Here is a 19,831-nt window from a genome sequence, read left to right on the forward strand (position 1 = left end):
TCCGCGGCAGGCGCGAGCGGACCAATGGGAACGGAATTCGAGGATGAAAGCCCGAACGCTGCGCAAATTGCCTCTTGATTCCTTTCATTGGAGAATTTCAATGCCGAGATTCGGTAGAAGGAGCCGTGTGCGCCTATCGGCGCTTGCCTGCGGCCTCGCCGCGCTGACGGCTGCTGCGCCGGCAGTCGCCCAATCTATCGCAGCGCTGCCCGATCAGACCAGCCGCGTCCGGCTCTCGAACCGCGACGTCAATCACGTCGTCTGCGTCGGCGGCGACATCGAGGACGTCAAATTTTCGGCCGAGAAGGGTCTCGCCGTCGAGCGCGGCGGCTCGGACGCCTGGGTCAAGTTCCTGTTGCTCGAGACCGACGATATGGGGGCCAAGACGCGCACCTATGTGACGACGCCGTCCGAGTTCTTCGTCTCGTGCAACGGCGCGATCTACCCGCTCTATGCGGAGCCCGCCGATATCCCGGCGCAAACCGTCACCCTGGTGCCCGGCGCCACCCAGCGGGCGCGGGCGAACGACGCGCTGCTTGGACCCCTAGTCGAGGAGGAGCGCGCGGTCGGGATCGTCCTCGCGCTCCTTCAGGACCGCGTTCCCGCATCGTTCACCGAGGTGGCGCCAAGCCGCGAGCGGCTGACGCTCCCCGACCTTCCCGGCGTTCAGATTGGCGAACGACGGCGGCTCGCGATCGAAGGTGCCGGGCTCTCGGCCAGCGAGTATCTGGTGAGCAGTACGGACGCGGTGTCGCTTGAGGAGCGCGCCTTCCTCGATGGCGCGTTCGGGCCGGACATCTTCGCGGTGACGCTCGACCGGCTCACGCTGGCTCCAAGCCAGAGCGCGCGCCTTATCGTCGTGCGCCGGAGTATCGCACAATGAGCGCCGGCCCCGACACCGGTGCACCCGAGCCAGCGCCGCTTCCCGAACGCCATGACGCCGCGGCGGGCGCAGCACTCGACAGCGGCGCCGATCGTCCGGCACTGCTCGATCTGCGATCGCAATGGTCCCGCCTCACCTCCGATCAACGGCTCCGTGCCAAACAGATCAGCGTGGCGGCGACGATCGCGGTGCTGGGCTATGGTCTTTATTCCGCAAGTTCGAGCGGCACCAAGGAACAAGCGCCGGTGCCCGAAGCCTCGAAGCTCGACATGGGCGCGGGGCTCCGTGGCGACAGTCTCGAGCTGAAGATGCGGGGCGACCTGCAGAAGATCCTCGACGGCCAGTCGCTGCTCGGCGAGCGCGTGACCGCCATCGAAGAAGGCAAGATCGCCCCCGGTGGGACCGCGGGGCACGCCCCTCCCGACGGCACCGACGCGGGTCTGCCCCCGGCTCTGCCTGGCGAGGTCCCGGCCTATCCGCCTGCGCCGCCCGAGGCGAGCGGCGAGGCTGGGTCGCTGCCCCCACCGCCTGCGGCGCCTTCCGCACCTCCCGCCCCGCCCGCGCCGCCGACCGAGCGGCAGGTCGGCGCGATCGGCGCGGCGATCTCCGCGCCAGCGAGCGAGGGAGGCGCAGCCGGCGGGGCGCGGTCAAAAAAAGCCAATCGCACGATCTATTTGCCGCCTGGTTTCATGAAGGCGCGGCTTCTGACCGGAGTGGACGCACTCGCGAGCCGCGATGCGACGAGCAATCCCGAACCGATCATCGCGCGTGTTCAGGCGCCCGCCGTCCTGCCGAATGACGTGAAGGCAAACCTGTCCGGATGCTTCGTAATCGGCAACGCGACCGGAAGCCTCGCGAAGGAGCGGGTCGAGATCCAGCTCGTTTCGATCTCCTGCGTCGATTTCGACGAACATGCCGTGGTCGACCAGCCGATCAAGGGCTTCTTCGTCGACGCGGATGGCAAGAAGGGCCTGTCCGGCAAGGTCGTGACCCGCGCCGGGGCGACCCTCGCGCGCTCGTTCATTGCCGGCACGATCGCGGGCATCTCCCAGTCGGTCGAAGGCACGTTCGGCGACGTCTCGACATCGGCTCTCGGCAGCGTGCGCACGCTCGATGCGGGAGACGCGGCCAAATCAGGCGTCGCCTCCGGGCTCTCGCGCTCCTCGGACAAACTCACCGATTTCTATCTCGATCTCGCCCGTCAGGCGGGCCCGGTGGTCGAGGTGGGGGCCGCGAAGGATGTCGTGGTCGTCATCCAGGAGGGCCTCGCCCTCGAAATCAAACCCTCGGTCGGAGCAAAGTTCTGATGCGCCGCCCGCCCGTCTTCCAGGGAGCCCCCGCCATGCCAAGATTTCCCTCGCGCGCAGGCGCGCTCGCGCTCGCCGGCGCCAGCCTCCTCCTTTCGGGATGCGCGACGATGGGGTCGCTCATGTCGCCCTATCCGGAGAAGTTCAGCTGCAAGAATGACGACCATGGCCAATGCATCCATCCTGAGCGGGCTTATGAGGATGCGGTTGCGGGTGTCGCCTCGACATCCGACCCGGCGGTCACCAACGACCGCAAGAAGCTCCGCGACCAGTCAGCCGAAGCCCGCGTGCGGGGCAGGGGCAAGGCCGCGGTCCCGAGCGCCTATGCCGGATATCGCGCCAGCGTCTATCAGGAGCTCAAGGGCCTGATCGAAGCGCCGGTGACGCCGATGCTCAAGCCCGCCCGGACGATCCGCACGCTGATCCTGCCCTATGCCGACAGGCAACGGCCCGACCGGCTCTACATGCCTCGCTACGTTTACTCGATCGTCGACAAGCCCGTCTGGGTGGTCGGCGGCACCCTCGTCGCGCCGCCCAGCCAGGCCGCCAGCGCGCCGATCCTGGGCCAGGTCCGGGAGTCGGCCGCGGTGGCCGATGGCGCGGAGGAGGCGGCGCATGCCGTGGCTGGGACCCGCGCGCTGACGGAACCGAAGCAATGAGCGGTCCCGGCAGCAGGAACGGGGGGCTCACCTATGCGCGCCTCCGCAACGCGGTCCGCCGCGACGCCTATTCGGATTATCTGCCGCTGGTTGCCTGGGACGAGGAGACCGAGGCCTTCCTGTGCATCGACGATTGCTGGGGCCATGCCTGGGAGATCGTGCCGACCGCGTATATGTTCGCGCACGTCCAGGGAGCACTGCAGGGCCTTCTCAATATCCACTTCCCGGATGGCACGGTCCTCCAGCTCCACACCTTTGCCGACCCGCTGATCGACGACGCGCTCGACGCCTTTCTCGACCTCAAGACCCGCGACGATCCGCTGATCCAGGCCTCGGCGCGCCATACCCGCGAATATCTCAGCCAAGGACGACACGGCCTGAAAGCCCTGCACGGCATCCCGGTGCGCAACTTCCGCACTTTGCTGTCGATCAAGACGCGCCGCCCCCTCGGCGAGGATCTTCGGCGCCAGGTGGAAGAACAGCTCGCCAAGCTCGGCATCCGCCGGCTCCCCCCTGAAGAGATGGTCGCTTTCTACCGACGCATTTTCAACGGCGTCGCCCGGCCCGCACCCGGCGTCTTCGCCGATGGCGCGACGATCGGCGCGCCATCGCTCGCCAAGCAGATCATTGATGCGGGACCGGACCTGGTGTTCGAGGGCCAGGAGGTCTTTCTCGGCGACCAGGTCGCGCGATGCCTGACGCCCAAGGCGCCCGCCCGCCGGATCACCGCGGAACGCGCCAACCGGCTGCTCGGCGGCATGCGCGGCTCGGCCGAGGACAGCGACCAGATCGGCGGCCCGTTCCTCTACACGCTCAACATCCTGTTCGATCATTCGCAGTTCGAGATTCACAAGCGCGCGCAGATCCTCTCGGCGCAGAAAGCGGCGGGCTCGTTCGCGGTGGAGGTCGGCAAGCAGATTGAGGAGATCGGCTGGATCCTGGACGAGGCGGGCAATTCCAAGTTCGTCCGCGTCATTCCGACGATCTGGGTGTTCGGCCGCGACCGTGCCCATGCCCGCGATCTCGCCGCGCGCGCCAAGCGCCTGTGGGAAGGCGAACCGCTGCCCTTCTCGATGCAGGAAGAGAGCTATCTCAACCCGACCTTGCTGACGATGAGCCTGCCGTTCGGGCTCTATCCGGACCGCACGACGATGCGCATGCTCGAGCGTGACTTCCGCATGCCGGTGAAGGCGGCGGTGCTGATGGCGCCGATCCAGACCGACTTCCGCGGCGGCGGGCGCCCTGCCCTCCTTTATACGGGCCGCAAGGGTCAGCTGATCACGCTCGATCTCTTCGATCCCCGCATCAACAATTACAACTTCATCGTCTCGGCCGAATCCGGCGCGGGCAAGAGCTTCCTGCTCAACAATCTGTGCCAGCAATATTACGCTTGCGGCGCGCTGATCCGGATCATCGATATCGGCGGGAGCTATCGCAAACTCTGCACGCTTTGCTCGGGTCGCTATATCGACATCGGCGAGGAGCAGCTCGTCCTCAATCCTTTCGACATGGGGCTTGCGCTCGACGGCGACGACAAACAGTCCGCCATCACCATGGCGGTCGCGATCGTCGCCGAGATGGCGAACGCCTCGACCCGCAAGGGCGTCACGACGTCCGAATGGAATTTGCTGAAGTCGGCGGTCCAATGGACGATCGATACAGGCCGCGCCGACCACGGCATCGATTCGGTGCGCGAATGGCTCGGCACCTATCCGGCCCATGCCGGCAGCGATCTCGACCGGGTCGAGCATCTCGTGCCGACGTCGCGCGAACTGGCGTTCAACCTGCGCGATTTCGGGTCGGACGGCGCCTACGGCCATTATTTCAACGGCCCCTCGACGCTCGACATTCGAAATGACGAGTTCGTCGTGCTCGAGCTCGAGCGCCTGAAGTCCATGCCCGATCTCTTCAACGTGATCGTGATGGTCGTGGTGAACGCGGTCACGCAGGAGCTTTATCTCTCCGCCCGCGATCGGCCGCGCTTTGTGCTCTGCGACGAAGCTGCGCAGTTCATGACCCGCACCGAAGGCCAGGATCTGAGCCGCCTCGCCGAAGCATTCGGCCAGGGCTATCGGCGCGCGCGCAAATATCGCGGCTCGTTCGGTATCGTCCTCCAGTCGATGAATGACCTGACCCTGTTCGGCGGCACCGGCCAGGTCATCCTCGAAAATGCTGCGACGCGTTTCCTGCTCCAGGGCTCGACCTATGACCGCGCGGTCGAGAACAAGATCCTCGACTATTCCGGGTTCGTCCTCGACCTGCTGAAGTCGGTCCGCAACTCCAAACCCAATTACAGCGAAGTCTTCATCGACTCGCCGCTCGGTCTCGGCATCGCACGGCTCGTCGTCGATCCCTTCTCCTACTGGATCAACACGTCGGCCCCGGACGAGGTCGCCGCTTTCGAAGCGTTGCTCCGGCATGGGCTCTCGCCCCTGGAGGCGGTGTGCCGGCTCGCCGGCGTCGATCCCGCCGAAATCCTCGGACCGGCGGGCCCGGTCGCCCAGGCTGCGGAGTGATGGCCATGGTCCGCCCCACGAGACCGCACCCCGATCAGCTGCCGCTCTCGCTCGGCTCGGAGGATGAGCTCGAAGCGATCATCGAAGCGCGCGTCGCCGCGCGGTGCGAGGCCGAGTCCTTCGTCTGGAAGTTTCGGCTTGTCGCGATCGAGACCGTGCTGATGGGCGTGCTGATCGCTGCCGCCGGCATGGCACTCGATCAGCCCCCTGCCATGGTCGCCCGCGCGGCGCTGATCGTGGCGGCCTCCTGTCTTGCCAGCGGGCTCCTGCTGCTGGGCCTCTCGGTCTGGAGCGCCCGCCTGCTCGCCCGCTTCAAGCAACGGAGGGCGTCATGAGTGGCTTGCTCTCGGGGAAACCCTCGCCCGGTTCGGTGCGCCTCGCCGTCGGCGGCTTCGTCCTGCTGTTCGTGCAGACTTATCTGCTGATGCTTGCACCGGGTGTGGCCGAGCGGCTGGGGCTGATGGTCTGGATCGTGACCTTCGTGTCCGGCGCTTCCTTCATCGGCGCGCTCGTCGGTCCGCCCGATACTCCCACCACACCCTGGAGGCGCCGCCATGGCCGCTGATCTCCCCTTCCCGCCCCGCGCCCGTCGCGTGGCGCTTGGCCAGGCCGCGACCGTCGCGCTGCTCGTCGTGGCCGCCGGCACCATCGCCATCGCCGCCGACGCCCAGACTGCACAGTCAGCTCCGACGGCACGCAGCACGATCGGGCGGACCTGGCCGATTGCCGAGCCCGATGCGCTGTCCGAGATCGAGGCCAAGGTTGCGACGCTGCCGCGCGACATGTCGAAGGCATTCGGTCCGCGCGACAAATGGAGCGCGCTCAAGTCCGCGCCGCTCGCGCCGGCGACTGCCGATCGCACCCGCACCGTCGTCCCCTTTTACACGCTCGATTTCGACATCACGCTGCCGGGCGGTAAGACGCTCTACCCCAAGGGCTTCACCTTCAACCCGCTGACCTTCGTGAAGCTGCCGCAGCGGCTTGTCGTCGTGCATCCGCGCGATCTCGCCTGGGCGCTGCGGACCGCGAGGCAGAGCGATTTCATCCTGCTGACCGCACTCGGACAAGAGAATGGCGATCCGATAACGCTGACCGAGAAGACGGGCCGCGCGATCTACATCCTCGAGGAGCGGGTCAAGGAACGGCTCGGCCTCACCGTCGCGCCCGTCGTGGTTGCGCAGGCGGGGCAGAAGCTTGTGCTCACCGAGTTCGGGCCGCGCAGTCGCAAACTGGCGGACATCGTACCGGGAGCAGCGCGATGACTCGGCGCTGGCCCATCTTCCTCATCGGCATCGCCCTCGGCGTCGCCGCGTCGCTCGGCTGGCCGGGTCAGGCGCATGCCTCCAAATGCGAGAGCGGCGTCTTCAATCCGATCACCAAGGTCCGCTGGACCTGCATCTTCCCGATCACGGTCGGCGGCATCCGGGTCGGAAGCTACGACAAGCTCGACAAGGCGCTCGATGCGCAATCGGCGTCGAAGCCGCTCTGCGCGTGCCGAAAGGGCGTGCAGTTCTGGTTCGGGGTCAAGGTCTCCTACTGGTCTCCCAACCGCATGGTCGATGTGGTGACCGAGCCCGGCTGCATGATGGCGCTCGGTGCCGATCTCATGAAGACGGGTGGCAGGCTGCAGGGCAGCCAGTCGTCGATCGCCGATGGCACCAACACGCGCAAGATGTTCGCACAGATGCATTATTACATCTCGCCGGTCTGGGCGATGCTCGACATGTTCACCGATCTTCCCTGCCTGGAGGATGACGGGTTCGATGTCGCGCTGATCACCGAGGTGCTGCCAACGTGGCAGTCGGGGACACTCGGCGCGATCATCCAGCCCGAAGGCATTTTGTTCGGCAATCCCGCCGCGGGTCTCGCCTGCATGGGCGACAGCGCAGCAGCGGCTGCGGGCAACGTCATCGATCCCCTTTTCTGGTGCATGGGCAGCTGGGGCGCGACCTATCCGATCGCCGGCGATATCCATTTCGACGACAGTGTCGAGGCCTGGGCGGGGCTCGCCGCGCGCGGCACGTTCATGATGGGGCGGCTTGGCGCGCTCACAATTTCCTCGTCCGACGGCTGCTCGTTCAAACCCAGCCCGATCTGGACCAAGTCGCGCTACAAGCTCCAGCTGATGGAGCCGGTCAAGGGCGGCAAGTGCGTCAATATCGGCAGGCCCGGCTCGCTGTGGACCAGCGGCAAACACGCGCCGGGCAAGGACAATGCCCAGTTCATGCTCTTCGAGAAGGTGATCTGCTGCGCCGGGATCCCGGTGCCATGAGCGGATCGCCTGTCCCCCACCCCTTTCCCGAACGTCTCGTGGACGCCGCCGGCATATACCGGAGGTCTGCCCGCCAAGGCCCTGACGGCCGCCGGCGCGCGCACGAGACAGGAGCGGCGTCGAAGCCCCCCTGCGGCGCCGCTCCACCCCCGGCCAGCGCGGTCGTTTCGCTCCCCCCACGCTCCAGATGCTCTCCTCTCGTCTGGACCGTGAAAGCGACCGCGCTGGCCACCCTGTTCCTGCCCGCGGCCGTGCTCGCCCAGTCGATGGAAGATCGCGCGCGCACCGCGGCCGAGGCCTCCCGCGCCAAATCGGCCGACAGTGAAGCGATCCAGCGCAACTATGTGACGCCCGGCCTCTCCGGCCAGCCGATCACCACGGTCGATAGCAGCAAGACATTCACGCCCAACCTCGCCTGCCAGAAGACGGCGACGCTGATGGAAGTGGTGGTGCAGCCGGCCTCGACCGGAGACCTCGGCACGGTCCAGATCGCCCGCGACACGGATATGGACGGCACTGTCGACAGCCGCATCACCCTGCCCGTCCCGGTCTCCGGCATTTGCGCGAACGGCGTGATCTCGTGCCAGCCCGGCAGCTGGAGCCTGTGCAACTATTTCCGCTGGGACGTGGACGCCGCTCGCCGCCTCAAGCTCACCGAGGTCAACATGCCCGAACTCGCCGGCTGCTACTGCATCAACAATAGCTGCGGCGCCAATCTCGCCTGGGGCAACCTTCCCTCGGTGCTGGGCGATCTTGGCGGCGGGATGATCGGCGCGTTGACCACGGCGGACCCAAGGATCGGGGTCGCGCAGGCGGTGATCGACGGACCGAGCATCCGCTATGTCGGCGCGCAATCGACCGCCTGCTCGAGCAATCCGGAGCTGCCGCAGACTGTCTATCGGGCGACGCCCAATGCGCTTGCCGGGGACGCGGTCGCTGCATCGACCGGCAACGCGGTGTTCCAAGCGCTCGCCGCCTCGCCCGCTGGGTCGGCCAAGGGACAGCAAACACGCCGCTGCACGATCGAGCGGCAGGTCGCGATGGACGAGGTCGGCCCCGACGACATCATCTCGCGGGTCGCCGGCGGTTATTCTGAAGTGCGCAGCCCTACGTCGATCGACTGGCTGATGGGATCGCCCACGGACGATTCACTGCGCGGCGGCAATTGCCGGCTGTTCGACTATCGGATGGTGCTGCACGTCGGCGCGGCCGATCGCATCCGCGACGCGCGGCTGAGCCATATCTATTTCGACGACGCGGCGCAGGTCCGAATCGACGGCAATCTGGTGCTGGCCGATCCGGGCTCATGGACCTCGTCCTCGTTGCCCGGCTCCAAATGCGAACGGAGCAAGACCTGGCACAATTATCCGAACCTCGACCTCAAGCCATATCTGACGCCCGGCGACCACGAGATCTGGCTGCGGGTCGCCGTCGGCGGCGAAGGCGAAGCGTTCGCGCAAATCCATGTCGAGCTCGACACCAGCTGCCGCACCACCGAGCAGGTCGTCGATCTGTGCGCGCCCACCGCCTCGGATTCGCGCTGCCGCCTGACCGACGAGAATGTCGATGGTGTCCAGACCTTCCGGGCGGGCGTCCAGACCGGGCTGCGTCCGCTTCCTCAAACACGCATCCTCGGGAACGGTGCCTGTGCGGTCGAATTGCGGCGCGACTTCTTCTTGAAGGAGCGTAGCTACAGTTGCGAGATCGACAATGGGACGCTGCCCCAGCCCGACCTCAGCCGCGGCGCGTACATCCTCGATCGATCGACCGAGACGATGCTCGCCGATCGCACCCGCAACAGCGACGGTAGCTTCTCTGCGTCGACACGGCCGTTCGCGCTTCCGGATCGGGGCTCCGTCCCTGCCTGCGAGCCAATCTGCAAGACGCGCGCCCCGCGTGTGAACAACGCCGCCGCTCCTGCGGGGGTGGTCGGCAGCCAGCAGAACGATCCCGCCTCGTTCGACATTTTCTACCATAGCTGCGGCACGAACAATGTCTGCCCGGCAGGGCCAGGCGAGGAAATCGTCTCGGCGTGCGGCTGCCTGGACGATTTCCCGGAGGCAGTGGTGATGATGCAGACCGTCCGGCTGGCCGGTGCCGACCTCGTATGCACGGCGGCCCCGCAATGACCCGCTGGCACTTCCTCACCCCGCGCATGGCCGCCTGTTGGATGCTGGCGGGCGCCGCGCTCCTCATGGCGTCCGGCCTCGCGCACGCACAGGTCATGGCGCCGCAGCCTTCCGAGCGCGCCCTCGCGCTGCCGGTCAATCCCGAACCGGATCTGCCCGGAGAGCCGGGCGAACCCCCGGTCGATCCCGGCCCGGGCCCTGGTCCCGGTCATGGGCCTAATCCCGGGGCAGGCCAGCAGATGTGCGCGGCCGATCTCAACGGCAATGGCGACGCCAGCGACAGTGGGGAGTTCGCGTCGTGCGAGATGACGTCCGCCGGCCAGTATCAATGCCCGCTCGAGAAAGTCTCGTGCGTCGAGCAGCCCGGCGGCAGCTATAGCTGCCCGCTCGGGCCCCAATATGCCTGCCTCGCGCAGGATGGCGGGCCGGCCTGTTCGCCGAACAGTTGCGCGGATCTCTCCAGCACCCCGATCGTCGAGGAGCCCCCGGTCGACGACCCCGGCGTCCCCGCCGACGGCCCAGTCGACGCCGAGGGCAATTGCCTCGGCACCGTCGAGATCTTCAGCGGTCGCGGTATGCGCTGCCGCCCGCCCGGGATCAGCAACACGCTGTCCAATTGCTGCAAGGACAAGGGCAAGATCGTCAAGGACGGCATGGGCTCGTCGATCGGCTCGATCGGTACCAAGATCGCCGTCGCCAAAGGCGTCTTTACCGGCATGAGCGCGGCGTTCACGGCGTTCCGTGCCGGAGCGACGGCGGGCCAGGCGGCCAGCGCCGGGGCGAACGCCTTAATCATCGGGCTCGATCCGACCTCGATCGCGATCAGCCTTGCGATCAATTTCATGGTCGAGTTCCTGTTCTCCGGCTGCGACCAGCAGGACATGGAGACCGCGATGCTGCGCGGCTCGGGCATGTGCCACGAGGTCGGCAGCTATTGCACCGCGAGCTTCCTCGGCGTCTGCCTGCAAAAGGCGCGCGGCCATTGCTGCTTCAACACCAAGCTCGGTCGGATCATCCAGGAGCAGGGCCGCCCGCAGCTCAAATCCTTCAACGGAGTCGGCTGGGGCACGCCCAAAAAGCCGATCTGCCGCGGCTTCACGCCCGAGGAATTTCAGGCGCTGGATTTCAGCAAGATCGACCTCTCCGAATATTATGCGGACATCGAGGCCCGCGCCCAATCCGACATCCAGATCGATATGAAGGAGCGCGTGGATGCGTATCTCAACGCCATCGACCAATAGCGTGCTGGCGGCGCTAGGCTTGCTACTGGCGACTGCGGCGCTCGCCCAGGACTCGTCCCGCGACAAGATCCAGGACCAGGGCGACGCCGCGATGGAACGCGTGAAGGGCGCCGTGTCCCGAGCGAAGCGTGAACGGACCGACGTGCCCGATCCGAGGCTGCCGCAACCTGCCAGCGAAGCCGAACGCCGACGTGCCTTTGAAGGCCTGCGCAAACGCCTGCCCGCTCCCGCGATCGACGCGCGCGCCCGCGCCGCTTTGGCTTCGGGAGAAGCGCGCATGGCGGCAGAGCGCGAGGCGCAGGCGAAACGCCTACGCCAGGCACTCGGTCTCGAGCCCGGCGAGATGGAAGCCGTGGCGAAGGCAGGCGCTGCCCGTGCGATCAAGGCGTGGGTGCCGGTGCTGTTCGTGTCGTCCTCGATGCCGGTGCCGGTACTCCGGGCCTATGCCGCCCAGCTCGAACGCGTCCACGGCGTGATCGCGTTTCGCGGGATTCCCGGCGGGTTGCGCAAGGTCGGTCCGATGGCGAAGCTGACGGCGGAGATTTTGCGGCTCGATCCCGGCTGCGAGGGTCCGTCCTGCGCTATGCGCAGCGTCCAGGTCATCATCGACCCGATGGTATTTCGCCAGCACGCGGTCACCCGGGTGCCGGCGCTCGCGATGATCCCGGGCGACCCGACCCAGGCCTATTGCGAGCGGGAGGATGAGAGCCCGAGGGCGTCGCACGTCGTCTACGGCGACAGCGCACTCTCGGGCATGTTCGAGGAATATGCCCGGCTGGGCGGAGACAGGGAGGTACGAGATGCTCAGGCTCTTCTGGGCGCTCGCTAGCGCCCTGCTCGGCCTCTGGCCTCGGCTGCGGCGCTTGCCCGGCAAGGCCGCTGTCGCACTCGGCGCACCGGGCAATGGCGAGCCCGCGAGGCCGGAACGCTTGTGGCAGGTTCTGGCGGTCGTCCTGCCGGTTGCGCTTGTCGCTGGAATCGCGCTTCCCAAGGTCAGTCTGGTGATGACGCCGTCGATCGACGCCTTCGCGGTCCGGCAGGCGCCGGGTCCGATCGCCCGGGGTGATTATGTCATGTTCACGCTCCATCATCCGATCGCCGGTCCAAAGCCGGTCAAGGTGACCAAACATGCCCTGTGTATGCCGGGCGACCGCCTGACCAAGATCGAAAAACCCTCGGTGGCAGCGCGAAATGCCTTCGATGGCTATTATTTCTGCAATGGCGAGTTGCTCGGGGTCAGCCTGCCTTACGGCATCCACGGGCAGAAGCTCGACCATATGCAGTGGAGCGGCGTGGTCCCCGCCGGCATGATCTACGTTGGCTCGAACCATCCCAGAGGGTTCGACAGCCGCTATTTCGGCCTAGTGCCGATCGCCACTCTCACGCGCATGGAGCGATTGCTGTGATCGGCCGCCGTCCCCTGGTCGCGCTCGCTATCGCCATGTCCCTGTCGGCCGCACCCGCCTTTGCGCAAGGTACTGCGAGCCGGCGGCTGAGCGAGCCGGCACCCGATGCCCCCCGCAAGCAGGGCTATTGGTGGTACGAGGCGCCAAAGCCCTCCACCCCGGCGGAGGATGACCCGGAAGCGCTTCACAAGCCGGCGATCCCCCCGATGGCCGAACTGGCGACCTGGACGCCCCCGAAGATCCGCAAGCTGATCGAGCAGCAGCGCGATTATGCGGCGACGGTCCTGACGGTCGATGCTGTCGCCGACTTTTGGCGACTCCAGGATTTTGCGCGGCGCAAGGCGCGGGCCTTTGCGGGCGTGACCCAGCTCGCAATGCTCCAGAACCCGGAACTCAATTCGAAATCCGCCAACCCGATGGTCGGCGACGCCCGCTCCGAGCTGACGGCGCAGAAGGATGCCATCCGCCGTTCTTATCTCCGCGCGCATGCGGGTGAGTTCGCGCTCGTCATGTTCTCGCGCTCGACCTGCGGATATTGCCGCGTGCAGTGGCCGATCGTGCAGCGCTTCCAGGAGGAAATGGGCTGGCAGGTCACGCTGATGGACGTCGACAGGCGTCCCGAGGTTAGCCAGCGGTTCGGCGTCGAGATCACGCCGACGACGATGGTGATCCGCCGCGGCAGTGCGCAGCGCATGACAATCGCGAGCGGCGTCGAGGCTTATCCCAACCTTGCGCAGATGGCCTATCAGGCGGTCCGGTTGCTTCGCGGCGATATCCGGCCCGAGCAGTTCCTGACCGGTCCCGGCGAGGATGACGGTTTCTTCGACGCTCTCGCCAATGGCCCGGTTTCCGCGACCGATCCCCGAGCCCTCGGCGGCGATCTCGTCGATGCCAATGCCGGGCGCGATCAATGAGACGCTTTCCGCTCCCGATCGGCATCGCGATCGCGGCAATCGCCGCGGGCTCGACCGCGCAGGCGCAACCCGTGATGCGCGACCAGGCGATGCGCGCCGCTATCCATCCCGTCGCCGATAGCAAGGCGATGCAGACCTGGCTGTCACGGGTGCCCGTTACGAAGGACTATCCGGACGACTTCGACGCGACGCTGCGTGGTCAGGGGCCCGCGTTCGTCATCGAGATGACCACCAGCCCCGGCTGCGTCCCCTGCGGCGACCTGTGGACCAAGCTCACCGGCCTGGCGCAGCGCTATCGCTGGCGCGTCCGCACGATCGGTACACAGGAGGCGATGCTCCGCTCGGGGCGGCTCGGCCTGCCCTGGGTCGGCAACCCGGTCGCCTGGGTCAGGCCGCTCACCGATCCCGAGCGCATTGTTCCTGTCGCCATCGGCACCGACCATGCGCCCAACCTGGCGCGCAACCTCTATCTCGCGGCGAAGATGCTGACCGGAGTCAGGCCAGCGGTCGGCGTGCGCGCCATGTCGAAATTCACCGGCATCGTCGGGATGCCGCAACCGTCGCGATCGAGGCGCTGAGCAATGGCGGGCACAGCGTCTCCCCTTTCCATCCGATCTCACAGGAGCCCGCCATGTTCCCGAGCCTTGCACGCGTTCGACTTCTCCTCGCTGGGCTGACGCTCGCCATTGCTGCCGGCGCCAGTCCGGCGAACGCCCAGAGCTGGGCGGAAAGCTGGTTCGACAATGTCACCTATACGAGCCCGGGCAGCTTCGAGGATCAGACCCGGGGCTATGTGACCGCGGGCGGCATGTCCGGCCGGGTCGATGTCCATAACGACTATTTGATGTCGGTGACGCTCCCCAAGGTGAAAGCCGGCTGCGGCGGAATCGACATGTTCCTCGGCGGCATGTCGTTCCTCGACCCCGATTATCTCGTGCAGAAACTCGAGAGCATCCTCCAGGCGGCACCCGCCGTCGCGTTCCAGTATCTGCTCGAAACGCTCGACGAAAAGATGGGCAACATCATCTCGAAGATGGAGGCGGCGACCAACTATCTGAACTCGATACAGGTCAATGACTGCCGGCTCGCCAACCGCATGGTCCAGATCGCCAGAGGCGACGAGAACATGTCGGGGATCATCGAGGAGATGACCGGATACCGCTCGGTCAAGCAGGGCTTTTCGAAGAGCTACCAGCAGAGCCGCGAGCGGATCGAGGCGAACAAGAACAATCCGACCGAGGATCTCCGCGAGGCGCTGACGAATTGCCCCGCGGAAGTCACCGACATCTTCCGTACCGGCTCGCTGCTCGGCCATGCGGCGACGCGCGTCGGCGCGGGCGACTGGGCGAGCGTGATGCGCGCCCGCGTCGGCGACGTCTATATGCGCTGGGACCCCGCCGACAAAGTGCCGCTGTTCACGGCGATTCCGCAATGTCCTGCACAGGATACGGAAAGCGCGCAGGATTTTCTGACTGGGCGCGTGCGGAAACGCTCGCTGAACGTGCCGCCGACCGGCGCGGACTGCTCGCAGGACGGCCCGGGCCGCGGCGCGCTCGTACTTGCCCGCGAGCGGATGCAGTCGATCGCGACCAAGATCCGCACCCGCGCGGCCTTGTCGGCGGAAGAGCGGCAGTTCGTAGCCAATGTCCGGACGCTGCCGGTCTACCGGATGCTCGAATGGGGCGTCCGCCAGGGCGTGGTGGATTCGGTGATCGGCGACACTGACGAGCTGGTGGCGCTCACCTTGGCCTATCAGATGCTCAACGACCTCACCCGTTCGATCGACTTCGCCGTCAGCAACGCCGAGCGCGGCGCGAGCGCTGCGGGCGCCTCCGACGGAAACAGCGCCAACATCTGTCAGACGCGTATTCTGACCAAGGGGATCGAGCAGCTGCGCGATCTGCGCGACGAGGTGCTGCGGCAGCGCGCGCAGATGCGCCAGAGCTATATGGCCGCGCTGGGCCAGGCGAACCTCTCCGCCAATTATGCCGGACTGATCCGCCAGCGCGACCGCGATGCGCGCGACGCCGCCGGCGCCGCCTCGAACCGCAACCAATAGCCGGGGAGCCCTCCATGCGCCGCCTCGCCCGTATCCTCGCCGCCCTCCCCGCCTTGCTCGTCGCTTCGCCCGCCCTTGCGGTCGAGACCAGCTTCCACACCTATGACGGCTTCGCGGAGACGGTCGACGCGTTCCGGCTGGTATCGATGATCTTTGGCGACCCGCGCTACGAGACACTGGTCCTGATCATCGCCACGGTCGGGATCGCGCTCGGGGCACTCCTTGCCAGCGTGCGCGGTTCCGGCATGGGGCTCGTCGCGTTCGGGTTCCAGATACTGATCGGCATCGGACTGTTCGTCGGTCTCGTCGCCACCACCGGCACGGTTCACGTCTATGACCGGGTCCGCAACGCCTATCAGCCAGTCGGCGACGTGCCCGTCCTGCTGGTGCTGATCGCCGGCGCCACCAACATGATCGAGCGGGCGCTGGTCGAGACGATCGACGACAATACCCTCGATCCGAACGCCAAAATCGAGTTCGGCGCGGGCGGGCATTCGTTCGATCTCTTCCTGAACGCCGTCAGCCCGCGCGGGCCGATGACCGACACCTTCCTCGATGCGACGATCAAGGATTATGTCCGCCAATGCTATCCGGTCGCGCGCGTCTCGGCAGCATACGGCGTCGATGACGACAAGCTGTTCCGCACGACCACCGACTTGCCTGCGGCCTTCGCGGCAATGGCGGGGCCGGCGACCTTCTCGACGGTCTATGCCGAAAGCGACAAGGGCGGCACGACGGTGAGCTGTACCGACGCCTGGGACCACATCTCGGAACGGCTGTCCGACCCGACCCTGTTCGAGGGCTATAGCCGGCAGGTGTGCGCGCGCACCGGGTTCGATGCCGGCAATGCCCAGCAGCTCGCCCGGTGCCGGCAGCAACTCGGCGAGATGGGGCAGATGATGCTCGGGCGCCCGCTGACCGCACAGTCGCTGCTGACGCATATCATGCTCGCCAACACCGTCGGCGACGTGCTGTTCGAGGATTCGCCGGCGACCGCGGCGCGGGTCATGGCCAATCGGGCGGTCGTCTCCAATGGGCTCGCCACCATGTCGGTCGCGAATGAATGGATGCCGACGATCCGCGCGACCGTGTTCGCGATCATGCTCTTCATGATCCCCGTGGCACTGCTGTTCATCTTGACCCCGATCAACATGCGCGTGGCGAGCTTCGCGCTCGGCCTGTTCGTGTTCGTGGCGCTTTGGGGCGTGATCGACGCCGGCATTTACCAGCTCACTTTGGGCCGCGCCGCCGACGTCCTCCAGGAGATGCGATCGAACGCACTCGCGGCTAACGCCTGGCTGCTGGCGCCATCCGCGGCGATGAAGGCGCTCGCAATCTTCGGCAGCTTCCGCACGGCCGCCGCCGGGCTGGCCGGTGCGTTCGTGTTCACCGTCTTCCGCTTCTCGGGTAACGTATTCACCTCCTTCACCAGCGGCGCGCTCGGCGTTGCGCATCAAGGCGCAGCCGCGGCCGCACCGATCGCGACGACCGAGGGCTTTGCCTCGGCGCTCGAGAGCCAGGCATCCGCCGCCGGCACCCGCGCCCGCGCCAATGCCTCGGCCAGCTTCGGGGATTTCGGGGAACGGTCGACCTTCGGAAGCAACCGGGTATTCGGAGAGGCGAACCGGATCATCGGCGAACGGCCGGCAACGGCGGGCGGCACTGCGTTCGCGCTCGGCGGGATCGAAGGCGCACGCCAGATGGGCTCGCTCTCACCGGCACTTGGTGGCCGCGATCTCGCCGATCCGGCCGTCGCGCGCGCCGTCCAGGCTAACGCCGCGACCAGCGCCATCCACCAGTTCGCCGAGAAGGACGCGCTGCGGAAACTCGGCACCAACTATTTTGGCCAAGGCGAGGCCGGCGAGAAGGCGTTCGGCGCCTTCGCCCAGAACCTCGTCCAGTGGCGGGCGTTCGGCGACCAGCGCGCCTACGGCATGATGATGCAGGCCGCGACGCGGCATTTCGAGCGCGGCGGCTATTCGGCGAAGGATGCCGAGCTCAAGGCGTCTGGAGTGATCGGCGAGGCTCAGTCCGACCCGACCTTCGCCAAGCTCATCGCCAATGCCTATGACCAGGAAGCGATGATCGCCAACGATTTGACCTCGGCCCAGACCCAGGTCGGCGCGATGGAAGGCCGGCGTGACTTCGCCGGCGACCAGGTTGCAGCGGTCGAGCGCGGCAATGTCGCGACCGAGCAGGCGCTGCGCACCGGCACCAACCAGGGCCAGCGCGACGCAGCCCAGATGCTGGGCCTCTCCCCCCAGGAGACCGCGCGCCGCATCGGCTTCATCAATGCGCTCTCGGGGGAGGCACGAAGCTCTGCCGTTTCCCAACTCTCCCGCGCTACCGGTCGGAACGAGGCGCAGGTCCTGCGTGCTCTCGAGACGTACAATGTGGCAACACAGGTCGGCACCGCGGATGGGGCGACAGCAGAGGCCGGGCGCGAGGGTACCAGCGTCTATGGTCGCACGCGCGAAGCGGCGGGTTATGATTTCGCCGAGCGTTCGGGCAAGCTCGACGCGCAGCGCGAGGTAGGCACGGGAGGCACACGGTCGGCGGCACGGATTGGCGAGCAACGCCGCCAGTCCGAGAATTTCGGCTTCGCGGAAGGCGCGTCCGCCGCCGGTGTATCGACCCGTGAAGCAGCGCGGCTCGACAGCTTCATTCAGGCCCTCAGCCGGACCGCCGGCAACCAGGTCGATATGGCCGAAGGTGGCGCGGCCGGTATCGCCGACCGCGCGCGCAACGAACGGCTCACCCGCATCGTCGACAATGAGCGGCTGAGCCGCATGCAGGGCCTCCTGCGCGCCGAGGGCGTTACCATGTCGAAGCGCGAGATCGCGATGGCGCAGAATGGCGATCTGGCGATGAATGTCACCCCAGAGCGCGCCGGCCAGCTGCTTCGCGCCGGTCTGATCAACGAGAGCCAGTTCGGCGCGCTCGCGAACGGCGGATCGGCCCGGTTCAGCTTCGCGGACAACGACCTGCTCGTCTCCAGCAGCGCCGGCTTCCAGCAATCGGCGCGCAGCGACACCAGCACCCGGTTCGAGGCAGGGAAGCAAGCCGGCCCCGACACGATCGAGCATTTCATGGGAGGCGGCGAGGAAGGCCGCACGGCAATGGCGAACTGGTTGCGCGGCGGGTTCGAGATGGACCGCAAGGGCGAGTGGCGGCTCAAGCCCCAGGTCGCCGACACGCTCCAGCGGGACGTTCAGGCCATCATGGCGCAGACCGGCTGGCAGCGGTCGCTTTCACGCAGCGCTGAGAAGCAGACGACGATGGGTACGTCGTGGGGCGCCAATCTTGGGGGTGGTGCAACTGTCGGCTCGGGCGTAGCAGAGGGATCGGGAAGAGGTGGCACGACTGGCAAAGGTTCGCGGGGAAGTCGCGGTCACGCTGGTGTCCAGGTTGGCATCGACAGTCGCGATACCGGCTCGACCAGTTCCAGGGCCACGTCGACGATGGATATCGCCAACTACGATGTTCGCTCTGCAATCGCGGCAGCTGAGAAATCGGCAGCCCGATCAAACGATCCCGCCGCAACCTTCTCTCAGGAGTTGGGCAACCGGATTATGGGAAGTGACGGGCTACGGAACCGCTATCTCGAGAATTCGGACTCGGGGCGAGGCACATGGGATTACGCGGCGCCCATCACCTCCATGGAACAGTCGGCAATCCTCAAGGGCGGGAGGTTCACAACCGATCGTGACCATAGCGGCGGCGATGGCGACCCAACGTACAAGACCAGGAAGGACTAGCGCGGAAGCTCGTCATGCCCATGGTTGCCGATCCAGCGCGGACCTGACCGAGGATCAAATTCGTCCATTGTAGGATGTGGCATCCCCCAGCCGCGGCGAGTTCCATAACCGATGTCCAAGGGAGGATCGACGGGCTCGCCCTCTTCCAAAAACCGCCCAAAGTAGCGGAGCCCAAGGATGAAGAGCGCAGTGACTGGCAGGAACACGATGTTGGTGACGACCGCGTAGCCGCTCTCATAGAAGTCAGCCAGCCACGCGATCCGGGTCGGACCTCCGGCCGGCGCCCAATAGAGTGGGATCGCGGCCCACCACATTTTGGCGTACCAAGGTCTCCAGAGATAATCGGATGCTCGCAAGCGGGCCGGCTGTTCGGTAGCCTCGTCGGGCCCTTGGTCATCACTGCAAGTTTCTGACGACATGGAGCAATCTCCTTAGCCTCGCCTTCATAACAAAATCGAGGCTTCGTTAGAACTGTTGATCACCGGCATTGCGAAATTGTGATGTCCCTCAGCCGCCTCCGCGATGCCCCGCCCCCCTTCCCTCCTTTCCAAACGTACTCTTGTTGGTGTGATCAATAGGGCGCTGTGATGTAAGCGCTAAAACACTCCCACAGGGGAGCGCTCAGGCGGCCTGATCGATGACGGGGCTGGCGGTGGCGCGACTATCTACCCAGTTGTAGGGGAGCAG

Annotated in this window: 17 protein-coding genes; 16 read left to right on the top strand and 1 reads right to left on the bottom strand. The window is 66.5% G+C overall.

Annotated elements, in window-relative coordinates; translation table 11 throughout:
• Window positions 1–100: 100 nt before the first annotated feature.
• From DI606_RS15470 to DI606_RS15545, 16 genes are all read left to right on the top strand, one after another.
• The gene (locus DI606_RS15470) at window positions 101–883 is read left to right on the top strand and encodes a type-F conjugative transfer system secretin TraK (protein ID WP_168847386.1); all 783 of its coding nucleotides are present in this window, start codon (window positions 101–103) and stop codon (window positions 881–883) included.
• Window positions 880–2,190, top strand: a complete 1,311-nt coding sequence (locus tag DI606_RS15475; protein ID WP_168847385.1) for a TraB/VirB10 family protein — start codon at window positions 880–882, stop codon at window positions 2,188–2,190. Before DI606_RS15470 ends, DI606_RS15475 begins: the two co-directional genes overlap by 4 nt.
• 35 nt (window positions 2,191–2,225) lie before the next feature.
• Window positions 2,226–2,849, top strand: a complete 624-nt coding sequence (locus DI606_RS15480; protein ID WP_168847384.1) for a TraV family lipoprotein — start codon at window positions 2,226–2,228, stop codon at window positions 2,847–2,849.
• Window positions 2,846–5,365, top strand: a complete 2,520-nt coding sequence (locus tag DI606_RS15485) for a TraC family protein (protein WP_168847383.1) — start codon at window positions 2,846–2,848, stop codon at window positions 5,363–5,365. Before DI606_RS15480 ends, DI606_RS15485 begins: the two co-directional genes overlap by 4 nt.
• On the top strand, window positions 5,365–5,700 hold the full coding sequence (locus DI606_RS15490) for a hypothetical protein (RefSeq protein WP_367119483.1): 336 nt from the start codon (window positions 5,365–5,367) through the stop codon (window positions 5,698–5,700). Before DI606_RS15485 ends, DI606_RS15490 begins: the two co-directional genes overlap by 1 nt.
• Entirely contained in the window at window positions 5,697–5,930 is a 234-nt protein-coding gene (locus DI606_RS15495) for a hypothetical protein (RefSeq protein WP_168847381.1), read from the top strand. Before DI606_RS15490 ends, DI606_RS15495 begins: the two co-directional genes overlap by 4 nt.
• Window positions 5,920–6,627 carry a conjugal transfer protein TraW gene (locus DI606_RS15500; RefSeq protein ID WP_211091140.1) on the top strand — a complete coding sequence of 236 codons (708 nt, stop codon included), beginning with the start codon at window positions 5,920–5,922 and terminating at the stop codon, window positions 6,625–6,627. Before DI606_RS15495 ends, DI606_RS15500 begins: the two co-directional genes overlap by 11 nt.
• Entirely contained in the window at window positions 6,624–7,637 is a 1,014-nt protein-coding gene (locus tag DI606_RS15505; protein WP_168847380.1) for a TraU family protein, read from the top strand. Before DI606_RS15500 ends, DI606_RS15505 begins: the two co-directional genes overlap by 4 nt.
• A 266-nt stretch (window positions 7,638–7,903) precedes the next feature.
• Complete coding sequence (locus tag DI606_RS15510; protein WP_168847409.1) at window positions 7,904–9,766, top strand: hypothetical protein; 1,863 nt, start codon at window positions 7,904–7,906, stop codon at window positions 9,764–9,766.
• Between the two features lie 239 nt (window positions 9,767–10,005).
• Entirely contained in the window at window positions 10,006–11,007 is a 1,002-nt protein-coding gene (gene traN / locus DI606_RS15515) for a conjugal transfer protein TraN (protein ID WP_247650913.1), read from the top strand.
• Window positions 10,979–11,836 (top strand): type-F conjugative transfer system pilin assembly protein TrbC, encoded by an 858-nt coding sequence (locus DI606_RS15520; protein ID WP_168847379.1) that lies wholly within the window; start codon window positions 10,979–10,981, stop codon window positions 11,834–11,836. Before traN ends, DI606_RS15520 begins: the two co-directional genes overlap by 29 nt.
• Entirely contained in the window at window positions 11,808–12,413 is a 606-nt protein-coding gene (locus tag DI606_RS15525; RefSeq protein WP_168847378.1) for a S26 family signal peptidase, read from the top strand. Before DI606_RS15520 ends, DI606_RS15525 begins: the two co-directional genes overlap by 29 nt.
• A 35-nt stretch (window positions 12,414–12,448) precedes the next feature.
• Entirely contained in the window at window positions 12,449–13,327 is an 879-nt protein-coding gene (locus DI606_RS15530; protein WP_168847407.1) for a conjugal transfer protein TraF, read from the top strand.
• Window positions 13,324–13,905, top strand: coding sequence for a hypothetical protein (locus DI606_RS15535; RefSeq protein WP_168847377.1), 582 nt, complete (start codon window positions 13,324–13,326; stop codon window positions 13,903–13,905). Before DI606_RS15530 ends, DI606_RS15535 begins: the two co-directional genes overlap by 4 nt.
• 53 nt (window positions 13,906–13,958) lie before the next feature.
• Entirely contained in the window at window positions 13,959–15,386 is a 1,428-nt protein-coding gene (locus tag DI606_RS15540) for a conjugal transfer protein TraH (RefSeq protein WP_168847376.1), read from the top strand.
• Window positions 15,387–15,400: 14 nt separating this feature from the next.
• Window positions 15,401–19,144: a conjugal transfer protein TraG N-terminal domain-containing protein gene (locus DI606_RS15545; RefSeq protein ID WP_168847375.1), complete on the top strand. Its 3,744-nt coding sequence runs from the start codon at window positions 15,401–15,403 to the stop codon at window positions 19,142–19,144.
• Here DI606_RS15545 and DI606_RS15550 read toward each other — a convergent pair.
• A complete protein-coding gene (locus DI606_RS15550) occupies window positions 19,141–19,563 on the bottom strand; it encodes a hypothetical protein (protein ID WP_168847374.1) in 423 nt (140 codons plus the stop codon). The genes DI606_RS15545 and DI606_RS15550 overlap by 4 nt on opposite strands.
• Window positions 19,564–19,831: the final 268 nt, after the last annotated feature.

Source organism: Sphingobium sp., from assembly GCF_003248505.1.
Taxonomy (GTDB): Bacteria; Pseudomonadota; Alphaproteobacteria; order Sphingomonadales; family Sphingomonadaceae; genus Sphingobium.